The organism is Kaistella rhinocerotis, from assembly GCF_030243905.1.
In the GTDB taxonomy this organism is placed as follows: Bacteria; Bacteroidota; Bacteroidia; order Flavobacteriales; family Weeksellaceae; genus Kaistella; species Kaistella rhinocerotis.
In genome coordinates this window covers 187,323-199,458 of record NZ_JASSYY010000003.1, presented here as the reverse complement: position 1 = coordinate 199,458, position 12,136 = coordinate 187,323, and the positions used below count along the sequence as shown (strand labels likewise).

At 42.7% G+C, this 12,136-nt stretch carries 13 protein-coding genes; 7 read left to right on the top strand and 6 right to left on the bottom strand.

Going from position 1 to position 12,136, the window contains the following annotated elements; all coding sequences use genetic code 11:
* Positions 1-111 precede the first annotated feature (111 nt).
* Entirely contained in the window at positions 112-753 is a 642-nt protein-coding gene (locus QEP06_RS10630) for a uracil-DNA glycosylase (RefSeq protein ID WP_285270230.1), read from the top strand.
* On the opposite strand, the gene QEP06_RS10625 is transcribed toward QEP06_RS10630, so the two are convergent.
* Positions 740-1,345 carry a hypothetical protein gene (locus QEP06_RS10625; RefSeq protein ID WP_285270229.1) on the bottom strand — a complete coding sequence of 202 codons (606 nt, stop codon included), beginning with the start codon at positions 1,343-1,345 and terminating at the stop codon, positions 740-742. The genes QEP06_RS10630 and QEP06_RS10625 overlap by 14 nt on opposite strands.
* An 11-nt stretch (positions 1,346-1,356) precedes the next feature.
* The gene (locus tag QEP06_RS10620) at positions 1,357-1,842 is read right to left on the bottom strand and encodes a DUF456 domain-containing protein (protein ID WP_285270228.1); all 486 of its coding nucleotides are present in this window, start codon (positions 1,840-1,842) and stop codon (positions 1,357-1,359) included.
* 65 nt (positions 1,843-1,907) lie between these two features.
* On the opposite strand from QEP06_RS10620, the gene QEP06_RS10615 reads away from it, so the two are divergent.
* The 6 genes from QEP06_RS10615 to QEP06_RS10590 all read left to right on the top strand — a co-directional run bounded on the left by QEP06_RS10615 (position 1,908) and on the right by QEP06_RS10590 (position 8,648).
* Entirely contained in the window at positions 1,908-3,173 is a 1,266-nt protein-coding gene (locus QEP06_RS10615; RefSeq protein ID WP_285270227.1) for a mechanosensitive ion channel family protein, read from the top strand.
* Between the two features lie 3 nt (positions 3,174-3,176).
* Positions 3,177-3,896 (top strand): pyridoxine 5'-phosphate synthase, encoded by a 720-nt coding sequence (locus QEP06_RS10610; protein ID WP_285270226.1) that lies wholly within the window; start codon positions 3,177-3,179, stop codon positions 3,894-3,896.
* A gap of 36 nt (positions 3,897-3,932) precedes the next feature.
* Positions 3,933-4,718: an alpha/beta fold hydrolase gene (locus QEP06_RS10605; RefSeq protein ID WP_285270225.1), complete on the top strand. Its 786-nt coding sequence runs from the start codon at positions 3,933-3,935 to the stop codon at positions 4,716-4,718.
* Positions 4,719-4,753: 35 nt separating this feature from the next.
* Entirely contained in the window at positions 4,754-5,758 is a 1,005-nt protein-coding gene (locus QEP06_RS10600) for an NAD-dependent epimerase/dehydratase family protein (protein ID WP_285270224.1), read from the top strand.
* A 9-nt stretch (positions 5,759-5,767) separates the two neighbouring features.
* Positions 5,768-7,531, top strand: a complete 1,764-nt coding sequence (locus QEP06_RS10595) for an AMP-dependent synthetase/ligase (protein ID WP_285270223.1) — start codon at positions 5,768-5,770, stop codon at positions 7,529-7,531.
* A 64-nt stretch (positions 7,532-7,595) separates the two neighbouring features.
* Positions 7,596-8,648 carry a diphosphomevalonate decarboxylase gene (locus tag QEP06_RS10590; RefSeq protein ID WP_285270222.1) on the top strand — a complete coding sequence of 351 codons (1,053 nt, stop codon included), beginning with the start codon at positions 7,596-7,598 and terminating at the stop codon, positions 8,646-8,648.
* A 99-nt stretch (positions 8,649-8,747) separates the two neighbouring features.
* Here the strand turns inward: QEP06_RS10590 and QEP06_RS10585 are convergent, their stop codons facing one another.
* Genes QEP06_RS10585 through QEP06_RS10570 form a run of 4 tightly spaced genes read right to left on the bottom strand, consistent with a single transcriptional unit; the run spans position 8,748 to position 12,063 of the window.
* Positions 8,748-8,942 carry a hypothetical protein gene (locus QEP06_RS10585; protein WP_285270221.1) on the bottom strand — a complete coding sequence of 65 codons (195 nt, stop codon included), beginning with the start codon at positions 8,940-8,942 and terminating at the stop codon, positions 8,748-8,750.
* Positions 8,943-8,952: 10 nt separating this feature from the next.
* Positions 8,953-9,549 (bottom strand): MarC family protein, encoded by a 597-nt coding sequence (locus QEP06_RS10580; protein ID WP_251833901.1) that lies wholly within the window; start codon positions 9,547-9,549, stop codon positions 8,953-8,955.
* A gap of 40 nt (positions 9,550-9,589) precedes the next feature.
* Complete coding sequence (locus QEP06_RS10575; protein ID WP_285270220.1) at positions 9,590-11,323, bottom strand: BatD family protein; 1,734 nt, start codon at positions 11,321-11,323, stop codon at positions 9,590-9,592.
* Positions 11,323-12,063 (bottom strand): tetratricopeptide repeat protein, encoded by a 741-nt coding sequence (locus QEP06_RS10570; protein ID WP_285270219.1) that lies wholly within the window; start codon positions 12,061-12,063, stop codon positions 11,323-11,325. Before QEP06_RS10570 ends, QEP06_RS10575 begins: the two co-directional genes overlap by 1 nt.
* Positions 12,064-12,136 lie beyond the last annotated feature (73 nt).

The following is a 12,136-nucleotide window of genomic DNA, read 5'->3' as shown; positions in this document are numbered from 1 at the left end:
ATTTTTGAACTTGCCTTTCGGAAGTAAGTTTTCAAACTATACCTTATTTTTGCAGTATTTAAAACCAGTTTCTGCTTTCAGCCGCAACCATTCAATTTAAATCTTTAAAAAATGACCTGGACAGAAATCCTCGCTCCAATAAAAAACAGTGCTTATTTCGAGAATCTGTGGCAAAACGTGAAAAGAGAATACTCAAATTCAAAATGTTTCCCTTCTAAAAATCAAATTTTCCGCGCGCTGGAACTCACGCCGTTTGAAGAGGTGAAAGTGGTAATCCTTGGTCAGGATCCTTATCATAATGATTTTCAGGCGAATGGCTTGTGTTTTTCGGTTTCTGAACAGGTTTCTGCGCCGCCATCACTTAAAAATATTTTTACCGAATTAAAAGACGATCTCGGAATCACGCGAACAAGAACCGAACTTGAAGATTGGGCAAAACAGGGCGTTCTGCTGCTCAACGCTACACTTACGGTAAAGGCGCACTCCCCGAATTCACATAAAGATTTAGGCTGGGAAATATTTACCAATCATATCATTAAAGAAATATCAGACCGCAAAGCGGACGTGGTTTTCGTTTTATGGGGCGCATTTGCCCAAAAAAAAGCCTCGCTGATTGACGAGGCTAAACATTTGGTGATAAAATCTGCGCATCCGTCGCCCTTTTCCGTTTATCGCGGATTTTATGGAAGCAGACCTTTCTCTAAGATCAATACGTATCTTGAATCCCGCGATAAGAAACCTATCGCGTGGTAGTGCGTTGGGTGGTCTGATCTCCACCGCTGCCTTTGGTTATTTTAAGTCCGATCTTGTATTTGCCCGCAAGATCCTTAAATCCTTTTGAAGCCGTGGTTTGTGGAGTTACACTGACCAGCGAAACTGTGTTTCCGTTGAAGTCCTGCGTTTTTGAATATCCTTTTTTAGCGTCACTCATCGTACTGATCTGCATAGTGACCGGCCTTGTGTAAAGACCCATCATTTCCACTTCTGCAACGGCGACGCCGGCCCAGATACAATTTACACCTTCAGGGCAGCGGCTGTCTTCCACCATCCGTTTGAAGGTTACATTCATCTCGTATTCTTTGATGAACCTTTTTTCGCCTTCGTTGAGGTAGATTACGCCGGTCATATCAGTTGCTGTTTCGGTTTGTTCTTTTCTAGAGATTTCCACCGCTTCATTATCCGGAGGAAGACCTACGGACATTTCGGGTTCCGTGCTTTTCTGCGGCGCAGGCTTTACAGCGGCGGCTGTTTCAGGCACTATTGCGCTTTCTTCCTGTGTCATTTTGTTCTGGCAGGCAGCAATCGTAAGAACGCTGATTCCTGTAATTAATAGTCTGTGGATCATAGCGGTAGGTTTTAAAGCATATCGAAGATCACTACCAAAAACATTGCCAATCCGACGATGAAGTTAAAACCTGTGCCGTATATAAAACCGATCAAGGCGCCTTTTGTAGAGTTCCAGGCTTTCTTTTTGTCCCTGGCGTCGTGCAAAAGTTCGCCGGCAAAAACACCGAGAAACATGCCGATCAGGAACCCGAATGGAATCGGGATGAAAAACATTCCGGCAAATGTACCGATTACCGATCCTATGCTACCCCACCGTGTTCCGCCATATTTCCGCGTTGTGCGTGCGGGTATCACATAGTTCAGAATTATTGACACCAGCGTAAGTGCCGAGAAAATCCAGACGTAAGCCATCGGCAAGGGTGCGTCTGTGCCGAATTTATAAATCAGCAAACCGCACAGACTCAGCAATAAACCGGGCAAAACCGGCAAGAAGGTTCCCAGCAAACCCAGCACGAGGAGTACGAGACTGGCGACATTAATCAGTGTATAATCCATGGTAAATTTTGTTAAAAGTAGGCATTAATCGTCTAAACACAAACAGATTGATTATTTTTGCTGTAATGAATGACGAACTGACAAATACTAGAAATTTTTTACAGGCGATAAGTGACGCTATTCATTTTTTTATCCAAGACAATGTTCCAAGTAATTGGGCGACACTGGTTCAGATTCTAGCTAAATTTGTTGTTTTTGCAGGGTTGATTTATTTAGTTGATTTGGTGGTTAAACTGATAATCAACAGTGTTTTTAAGTTGTTGTACGACAACGATAAACACCCGGTGATGAAATCTATTTATGTGGCGAAAATCACCAATTCTTTTGCACACATTATTGCAGTATTATTTGCCAGTTTCTCCGTTGATTCCTTTTTTTATGGCCGCCATCCGAAAAGTTTTATCTTTTTGGAAAGGATGATTGGTCTAGCCATTGTTTTCGTCGTTGCTGGAATGCTGTACCGCAGTTTAAGTGCATTCCGGAATTACTTTATCATCAAGCAAGATTTTTACAAGATCATAGCGCTTAATGCCGTGTCACAAACGGTAAAGATTTTCGGGATTTTTGTGTTTTCTGTGGTTGCGATATGTGTGATTTTCGGGATCAGCGGATCGGCTATTGTCGGGAGTTTAGGGGCAATCACGGCGGTTTTGGTATTGGTTTTCCGCGATACTATTCTGGGATTTGTGACCGGAATTCACGTCGCAACATCAAAGAACCTGAAAGTTGGCGACTGGATTGGTATTCCTAAATATAACATGGAAGGTAATATTTTGGATATCAACCTTTTAACAACAAAAATTCAGAATTTCGATAAAACGATCTCTACCATTCCAACTTATGATTTGCTGACGACCGAAATTAAGAACATCCAGGTGATGTCTGAAAGTAATACGCGCCGTATAAAGCGTTCGATTATTTTTAATATTAATTCCTTTAAGTTTATTGATGTTGAGGAACTCGAGAAATTATTAAAGATTAACCTGATCACAGATTATCTGCTCGAAAAAAAGGCTGAGATGACCGAAGCTCGCCAAAATATGCCGAACGCTGAACTGGTGATCAACGGCCGTCAGCTGACCAATATCGGTGTTTTCCGGGAGTATGTTTTTAACTATCTGAAAAACAGTCCGCATATCGATCAGTCGGGCACGCTGATGGTTCGTCAGCTCGAAAATACGCCGCATGGTATGCCGCTCGAGATTTACTGTTTTACGAACGATTCTACCTGGGTGACGTATGAAGGCATTCAGGCGGATATTTTCGATCACCTGTTGGTGGCTTCAAAAGAGTTTGATCTTGAAATCATTCAGATTGCCAAAATTTCTTAAAAAATGACAAAACTTAGTATAAATATCAATAAAATAGCCACAATACGCAATGCGCGCGGTGGCGAATTGCCTAGCGTTACCGAAGCTGCTGTGAAGCTGCAGGAGTTTGGCGCACAGGGAATTACAGTTCACCCACGTCCGGACGAACGCCATATCACGCGTAGGGATGTTTATGACCTAAAACCTTTGGTTCATACTGAATTTAATATCGAAGGAAATCCGCACCGTCCGTTCATTGATTTGGTTTTAGCAATAAAGCCGGAGCAGGTGACATTGGTCCCGGACGCAGAAGACGCAATCACTTCAAATGCAGGTTGGGACTGCCGTGTTCATAAAGGTTTTCTTCAAAATGTAATCGCCGAATTCAAGGCGGCGGGAATCCGTACTTCTATTTTTCTTGACCCCGATCCTGAAATGGTATCGCACGCAAAGGAGACAGGAGCTGACCGAATCGAACTTTATACCGAGGCGTATGCGAGAATGTATCCAAATGACCGGGAAGCCGCCATTTTACCGTATGCGGAAACTGCAGGCGAAGCTGCACGCCTAGGCCTCGGAGTGAATGCCGGACATGATCTTAGCCTTGAGAATTTAAAATATTTTGCGCAGAATATCCCAAACCTTCTGGAAGTTTCAATCGGTCACGCATTGATTTCAGAAGCGCTCTACATGGGACTGGAAAATACCGTTCAGGCCTATCTGAAGAGACTTGCCATTTGGTAAGGTATCTGGACGTCATTAAATAATTAAAACTAATGTATGCAAATTCTACATTCGAAAATCTACGGTGAAGATAAGGCCGGAATTCCGCTTTTGGTGTTTCACGGGTTGTTTGGAATGCTCGACAACTGGGGAAGTTTCGGAAAGGAAATGGGCGAGTATTTTCCGGTTCATCTGATCGATCTGAGAAACCACGGCAAGAGTTTTCATTCGGAAGAGATGACGCATGAATCTTTGAGTAATGACATTCTGCATTATATGGAATATCATAATTTCCAGAAAGTCAATTTATTAGGTCATTCCTTAGGTGGAAAGGCGGTGATGCAGTTCGCGATCAATTTTCCCGTGAAAGTAGCCAAACTCATCGTGGTAGACATTACGCCGAAAGCGTATCCACCGCATCATCAGGGTATAATCAAAGCGCTGCAAAGTGTAGATTTTAATAAAGTAGAATCCCGCAAAGATGTGGAAGAAGTTCTGCAACAGTATATACCGCAGAAATCGGTGATTCAGTTTTTGACGAAAAATCTTTACTGGACGGACGACAAAACGCTTAACTGGAGGTTTAACCTTAAAACATTGGCCGAAAAATACAGTGAATTTGTTTCAAATGCGATTAAATTCGGCGTGTTCGCCGGCGACACACTTTTCATCGCAGGAGCGGAGTCTAATTATATCCTGCCACAGGATGAGTTTCAGATCAAGCAGCAGTTTCCGCAAGCATCCATCGTAAAGATTGAAAATGCAGGGCATTGGGTACAGGCGGAAAATCCGAAAGACTTCGCCGAAGTGGTAAAGGACTTTATTTTTGACCAAAAAATTTAGCATTTGCCACCAATTTTAAAAACATACAGCTTAAAATGGTTTTAGTCACGGGTGCTACCGGAATTCTTGGCAGAGTAATCGTTCTGGAACTTTTCCGGCGCGGAAAAGCTGTACGTGCCGCAAAACGGACCACCAGCAACCTTCAGGAAGTGCGTGAATCGCTCCGTTTTTACACAGAAAACAGTGACGAAGTCTTCGCCAAAATAGAATGGGTCGACGTAGATTTCAATGATTTATTCGGCTTGGAGGAGGTTTTAGATGGAATTACTGAAGTGTATCACTGCGCTGCTACCGTAAGTTTTGATCCGAATCTTTCAAAACAAATGTTCAAAACGAATATTGACGGCACCAAAAATCTGTTGACAGCCTGTGAGAACTCATCCGTAAAAAAGTTCTGTTTCGTTAGTTCTGTTGCAGTACTCGACGGTGTGAATGAGCAGGGTGAAACCGACGAAACCTGCGATTATAATACGAAACTCGATCATTCCACTTATGCAGTTTCAAAGCACTTTTCCGAAATGGAAGTTTGGCGCGCCGAGGCCGAAGGTCTTTCAACTGTGATTGTAAATCCAGGAGTTATCATTGGTTCCGGAAATTGGGATTCAAGCAGTGGTTTACTGTTTAAAAATCTGCTGCGCGGCGTCACTTTTGCGGGCGGAGCCTCATACATCGATGTTCGGGACGTGGCTAAAATTTCGGTTGAACTGATGGAAAGGGAAATTTTCGGCGAAAGGTTCATCCTGGTGTCCGAAAACAGGCGTTTTCATGAAGTTGGAACCTACGTTCGGCGAAAGTTTGGAAAGGATGCTCCGAAAGTTATCCAACGTCCTTTGCTTAAAATAGTTCAGGTGTTTGCGATCCTTTTTGGCTGGCTTTTCCCGGCCTTGAGGATGGTAAATAAAGTGAGTATCGACACGGTGGACGGTTTATCCAATATTTCAAATAAGAAAATTCGGCAAACGCTTGGTTATGATTTTATTCCGGTGACCGAAAGCTTAGATTTTCATCTCGAAAATTATATATCAGACCTCAAAAAATAAACAGAATACATGAATTTTGCTTCATTTATAAATACAAATACAGAAAAGTTCCGCACCAGACCTGCCATTGGCTTTAAGAAAAAAGAGGAGTGGAAGGAACTCAACTGGCTGGACTTCCGCCGCGTGATCTTTAAGACAGCGAACGCACTGCGTACTGCCGGGATCGCAGAAAATGACAAAGTCGCGATCTATTCTGATAACTCTGCGGAATGGATAGTCTTTGATCTTGCTTTGATGTCACTCGGCGCTGTATCAGTACCGATTTATTCCACAAATAACGGTGAACAGGCTGAATATATTATTAAAGATTCCGAATCTAAAATGATCCTGGTAGGCAATCAGGAGCAATACGACGCCGCGTTTGAAATTTTACTTAAAGACAGCCCGCTGGAGCAGATTATAGTTGCCAAAAAATCTGTCTGGATTAAAAAAGACCGCAGCCACTATTTTCAGGATTTCATCAAAGATGGCGCTGAAAATATTGACATAACGGATAAAAATGATGATGATCTCGCCACGATTATCTACACATCCGGAACCACAGGCGTGCCGAAAGGCGTGATGCTGACGCACGGCAACTTCCACAATGCGATCAAGGCACATTTTGATTTTTTTAAATTTAAAAATTTCGAAAATGAAACGTCACTCGCTTTCCTGCCCTTGACGCATGTCTTCGAACGCAGCTGGACACTTTTATCGCTATACGGCGGCGCGAAGGTTTATTTCCTTGAAAATACAAAACTTATCGCCCATGCACTCACGGAAGTTCGGCCTACGATGATGTGTGCGGTACCGCGTTTCTACCAGAAAATTTACGCGGGTGTGAACGAGATGGTGCAAAACGGTTCATCTTCGAAGCGTAAAATCTTTAATTGGGCCATAAAGACCGGAACTGAAACCGCTGAGCGGAAACGACTCGGATACTCAATTCCTCTTTCATTAAAATTAAAGAATAAAGTAGCAGACGCGCTGGTTTTCAATAAGATCAAAAACAAAATGGGTGGTCGACTTTGGTTCATGCCTTGCGGTGGCGCATCAGTTTCACCGGAGGTGACGAGGTTCTTTGATGCAATCGGTGTGCATATGACGGTGGGTTACGGACTTACCGAAACTACCGCGACGCTTACAGCATTTCCTTTTGAGCACTACGAACATGGAAGTGCCGGAATTCCGCTTGGTGATACCCGGATTAAAATTGGCGAGAACGACGAGATTTTAGCAAAAGGAAGCGGTATAATGAAAGGCTACTACAATCTTCCGGACGAAACCGCAGCTGTTTTCACAGATGACGGTTGGTTCAGAACCGGTGATGCAGGAAAATTTGATGCCAATGGAAACCTCATCATCACAGACCGTATCAAGGATCTGATGAAAACCTCAAACGGCAAATATGTGACGCCACAACCCATTGAAAACCTGTTGTCTAACAGCAATTATATTTCTCAGGCAATGATTGTTGCGGAGGGAAAACCATTTGTTACAGCACTCATCATTCCGAATTTCGAAGCTTTAAAAGAGCAAATCGCACGGATGAATCTACCTTTCACTAGTTGGCCTGAACTGGTAAACTCCGAAAAGATCAAAGAATTCTACCGCGAGAAACTGGAGGAAATCCAGAAAGGACTCTCAGGATTTGAAAAGGTGAAAAAATTTGTCATCATGCCGGCCGAATTTGAGGTGAATTCAGGGGAAATCACACCGACGCTGAAAGTGAAACGCAATGTAGTGCTCCAAAAATATGAGCAACTGATTGACCGCATGTATGAGCATTAATTTTTTGTTTTTGAATTAAATTAAGCTGAAAATCAAACCCTATTAACGCCACCAAACATTAAAAATGACAGACTTTATCCCGAATAAAACATACAATCTACACAATGCGGTTTCCGTTCAAACCTGCCCGTCTAATATTGCACTGATAAAATATTGGGGAAAATTTGAAGGTCAGATTCCGGCCAACCCCAGTATCAGTTATACGCTCAACAACTGCCGTACGAATACCGAAATGGAATTTTTCGCTGATGAAAAATTTTCCGTACAAACATTTTTAGGAGGTAATGAAGAGCTGAAATTTGCCTCGAAGATTGAAAAATTCTTTCAGGCCATTGAAAAATATCTGCCCTGGATCTTAAGTGGAAAATACATCATCCGAACCGAAAATACCTTTCCACACAGCTCGGGCATTGCAAGTTCAGCCTCTGGTTTTGGCGCCATTGCAAAATGTCTGATGGATCTGGACGAAAAGTTCTCTGCTGCCGAAACACACGAATTCAGACTAAAAAAAGCCAGTTTTCTCGCCAGACTTGGCAGTGGCAGCGCGTGCAGAAGCCTTTATGACGGCCTTGTGGTTTGGGGGGAAACATCTGAAGTGGCGCAAAGTTCGGATTTGTTTGCTGTGCAGTATCCAGATGAGGATGTGCATTCGGTGTTCCGCAATTTCAATGACTGGGTTCTACTGATTCACGAAGGCGAGAAATCTGTGAGTTCCACGGTAGGCCACGGATTGATGAATACGAATCCTTATGCTGAAACGCGGTTTGCAGAGGCACATACTAACTTCAAAACATTAAAGACCATCCTAAAGGAAGGCGATCTGCACGGTTTCATTAAACTTGTGGAGCACGAAGCGCTGACGCTTCACGCAATGATGATGATGAGTGATCCGGCGTTTATCCTGATGAAAAACGGTACGCTAAACGTAATAAATGCCATCTGGAAATTCCGTGAAGAAACCGGTTTTCCGCTGTTTTTCACGCTGGACGCGGGTGCAAATGTTCACCTTCTCTTCCCGTCAAACGGTGCTGAAGAGGAAATCAAAACATTTATTTTACGTGAACTTTTGCCGCACACGCAGAATGGCGGCGTAGTAAAGGATGTGATGAATTTTTAAAATGTAAATTGACGCTGAATAAAAGCTAAATCGGACAGATTTAGCTTTTTTATTTTCCGAAAAACAGTTCCGCGAAATAATAAGTAAGACGAATAAGGCTTATTTTTTTGCAGCGAATTTGCTCATTGTGTGAAATACGAAAACACCGAGGATTCCGATGACAGCTGCCGCAAAAGAAAGGATGAATTTAGCGTTTTCCTCATGCCATAAACCAAGGTCCCAATCCATCGAATAGATATTGAACCCGATAAAAATTACGAACAGTGCGAGGAATATTTTATAGTAAAGATGCATTTCTGTGGTATTAAAAATTAACGTACATACTGAAGAGCTGCGCAAAATTCGCTGTGAAAAGTTTGATGGCGATGGCCAACAGCACGATTCCGAAGACTTTCTGCAAAACCTGAAGCGTACCTTCGCCAAGTTTTCTCTCGATCCAGTTTGCTGATTTCAGCACCAAATATACGAAAAGTGTATTGAGCACAATGCCGCAAATGATATTGATATCGTGAAATTCTGCGCGCAGCGAGAGGGTGGTGGTCAGCGTTCCGGCACCGGCGATCAGTGGAAATGCGATGGGTACGATGGAAGCAGACTTTGCTTCCTGGTTTTTGTGGATTTCGATACCTAAAATCATCTCGAGTGCGATAATGAAAATAACAATCGCACCTGCGATTGCAAATGAATTCACATCTACGCCAATAAACTTCAAAATTTTATTTCCGATAAACAGGAACGCGATCATCAGAAACATCGAGGCAAGTGCGGCCTTTTCTGATTCTATATGTCCAAACTTTTTCTTTAAACTGACAATAATCGGTACAGAGCCGACAATATCGATCACTGCAAAAAGAACCATCGTAGCGGTAAGCGTTTCTTTAAAGGAGAAAAATTCAAACATCTGGAATTATTAATTTCTCAAAAATATAAAAATATTTTGATTAGAATGCAATTTTTTGAAACAGCACAGCGATGTCTTCCCCAAGTTTAGTAAGACTTTCCTGCGTCTGCAGCGGCGAGTACTTTTCGATTTTTACTTTTTCCGAGATCAGGCGGTATTCCTCTGCAGCACTTTGTCCGAATTTCTCCGCCAGTATTTTTCGGAAATCGGTCTCATTTGCAGCATTAAATTTCTCTTTGATCTTCAAAACCATATCCTGATAGGTTTCAAAGAACTTTGCAGATTCATTATTTTTTGAGAGGAATTTTAAATATTCAATACCATCGGAAAAGTTGTATTGAAGGTTGCGTTTGATGATTTCTTCTGTTTCTGCAACAGTCATTATCGGTTTGTAGGCTTCCACTAACGCGGGTTTGCGCTGATTCCATTTCCGGCGGAACAGTAGGAAGAGCGATACAGCCGCAACCAGGATTCCAAGATTCAGAAATACAATTTTCCAGTCGATTTTTTTCGGATTTTTTACTTTAAGGTTTTGGGTCTGCAGCACTGGCGTGTTCACAGTTTCGAGAACGTTGTTTGTGTAATCATTCACCCGCTCAAGTGTACTTTTTGCGTCGAGCACTTGCTGATGCGTTTTCACGTCCAATGCAAGACTTTGCGGGCCAAGTTCAACATAGTTCTGGTCTTCAGGATTGAAATAGGAGAAATTCTCGAGCAGGACGTTAATAGGGCCGGGTTTTTTCGGAATGACTACATAATCTGCGGTTATTGTTCCAAAGAGTTTGTCCTCTTCGGCACGTGTATTTGATGTAATTGTAGGCTTATAAAAAACGTAATTCTCAGACGACAACAACTTCGGCATACGCACGGAACGTAGATTTCCGGCCCCGCTAAGTTTAACCGTCACATTTACGGGTTGATCTATTTCCGGAACTGTAGCCGGGTCGTTCTTCACAAGTGAAACTTCGAAATTTCCCACCGCATTCTTAAAATCTGCGGGCATCCCGGCGGGCAATTTCTTTACGTTCAGACGGACACTATTTGAAACAATTTTTTCTTTTGTGCTGCGTGCAATTGAAGCTGTAGCCGGAGTGATGTCTATGGATCCGCTTTCGGACGGAAATATCAGGAAGACGGCCAAAACCTGTGATGCGAGGCCCGAGCGTGTTTCTATTTCCGGTTTATTTAAACTCACTGGCTGGATTCGGACATTTTTCTGCTGCGGAAACTGTATGTTCCGTACTTTCCGGAAACTGCCATAATCACGGCTGTAGGCACGGAGAACAGCAACAGTCGGTTCATTTTTATACACAGAACGGTCGCGGATTTCCATATTGAGATATACGTTCTCATCAATTACAGGATCCGGGGCGGCAGCTATTTTTTCACTTTCGCGAACGGTCATTTCAAAGGGCTCCGTCTTGTAAATTTTGCCGTTTACCGTTACCAGAACTGAACCGATCTTTATCTTACCGGCCTGCTTCGGGCTCAACACAAACTGATAGACCATCTGGTTGATGATCTCACCTTTGCGCGCATCGAGTACCACGGTATTCTGCTCGGAAGCGGTACCGACAATATCAAATTTTGAAAGGTCAGGAAGGCGGAGCGGGGTTTCCTGCTGCATATTTTCGCCACTTATCTGCAGCATAATGCTAAGGTTAAACCGTTGGTTAACACGTGTTTCCTTCACTTCTGTAACCTCCAGTGTAACCTGTCCCCGAATGTGCAGGGCAGCTAGAAAAAATAGTATGAAGTAAAATTTTAATTTCATCACCAGTCCTTTTCGTTGCTTTGCGGCATCGAATAGGAGTTTTTGTTTAAGATCCGCTTGGCGGTTTCTCGTTCTTTGTTTTCTACGCGGTTAAATATTGAGTTTTCGAGGTCCTTTGGCATTTTGCCTGAGTTGTCGTTTTTATTTTGATTAGGATCATCTCCTTCACCTTCACCCTTATTTTTCTGCCCGCTTCCGTTTTGGTTCTGCGGAGTATTGCCAGGATTTTGTCCCTGATTTTGATCCTCGTTTTGATCATTTCCGCCACCACCGGATTTGTTTTTTTGGTCTTTTTGCTGCTGCTTCTCTTTTTCTTTCAGCATCGCAATCTCATAATTTTTGCGGATCGTTTCATTGTAAGGATCCTGTTTCAGCGCCTGTTTATAATAATCAGCCGCACTGCGGGAGTCGTTGCTCTGCATATGCGCATTACCCAAATTGTAAAGTGACGCCGCTTTGTCAGCCAGATTTGTGGCCAGCTCATTTGCTTTCACGTACTCAGCCTTCGCCTCTTCGTATTTTTTCTGTTTGTAAAGTGCATTGCCGAGATTGTAATGAGCCGTAAAATCTTTAGCATTATTTTTTATGGCACTCATGTACTTTCCCGATGCACCTTCGAAATTGCTCTTGTCGAACATTTTGTTGCCTTCATGAACCAATGTGTTATAGTTCTCCTGTGCAAACACAAAATTGCCCGCAAAAGCAGTGAAAATCAGCATGAAAAGGTACTTTGACATCATTGTTGCAAAATTATCCGTTTAATTGTTAATAGAATAATGTCTATCTGTTAAATTTGGGTTAAAAGCTTGCCCT

Bases quoted from the DNA above. Each gene is read 5' to 3' on its own strand.
- QEP06_RS10630 (WP_285270230.1), top strand. From the start codon at position 112: ATGACCTGGACAGAAATCCTCGCTCCAATAAAAAACAGTGCTTATTTC.
- QEP06_RS10605 (WP_285270225.1), top strand. From the start codon at position 3,933: ATGCAAATTCTACATTCGAAAATCTACGGTGAAGATAAGGCCGGAATT.
- QEP06_RS10610 (WP_285270226.1), top strand. From the start codon at position 3,177: ATGACAAAACTTAGTATAAATATCAATAAAATAGCCACAATACGCAAT.
- QEP06_RS10600 (WP_285270224.1), top strand. From the start codon at position 4,754: ATGGTTTTAGTCACGGGTGCTACCGGAATTCTTGGCAGAGTAATCGTT.
- QEP06_RS10625 (WP_285270229.1), bottom strand. From the start codon at position 1,345: ATGATCCACAGACTATTAATTACAGGAATCAGCGTTCTTACGATTGCT.
- QEP06_RS10580 (WP_251833901.1), bottom strand. From the start codon at position 9,549: ATGTTTGAATTTTTCTCCTTTAAAGAAACGCTTACCGCTACGATGGTT.
- QEP06_RS10585 (WP_285270221.1), bottom strand. From the start codon at position 8,942: ATGCATCTTTACTATAAAATATTCCTCGCACTGTTCGTAATTTTTATC.
- QEP06_RS10575 (WP_285270220.1), bottom strand. From the start codon at position 11,323: ATGAAATTAAAATTTTACTTCATACTATTTTTTCTAGCTGCCCTGCAC.
- QEP06_RS10590 (WP_285270222.1), top strand. From the start codon at position 7,596: ATGACAGACTTTATCCCGAATAAAACATACAATCTACACAATGCGGTT.
- QEP06_RS10615 (WP_285270227.1), top strand. From the start codon at position 1,908: ATGAATGACGAACTGACAAATACTAGAAATTTTTTACAGGCGATAAGT.
- QEP06_RS10595 (WP_285270223.1), top strand. From the start codon at position 5,768: ATGAATTTTGCTTCATTTATAAATACAAATACAGAAAAGTTCCGCACC.
- QEP06_RS10570 (WP_285270219.1), bottom strand. From the start codon at position 12,063: ATGATGTCAAAGTACCTTTTCATGCTGATTTTCACTGCTTTTGCGGGC.
- QEP06_RS10620 (WP_285270228.1), bottom strand. From the start codon at position 1,842: ATGGATTATACACTGATTAATGTCGCCAGTCTCGTACTCCTCGTGCTG.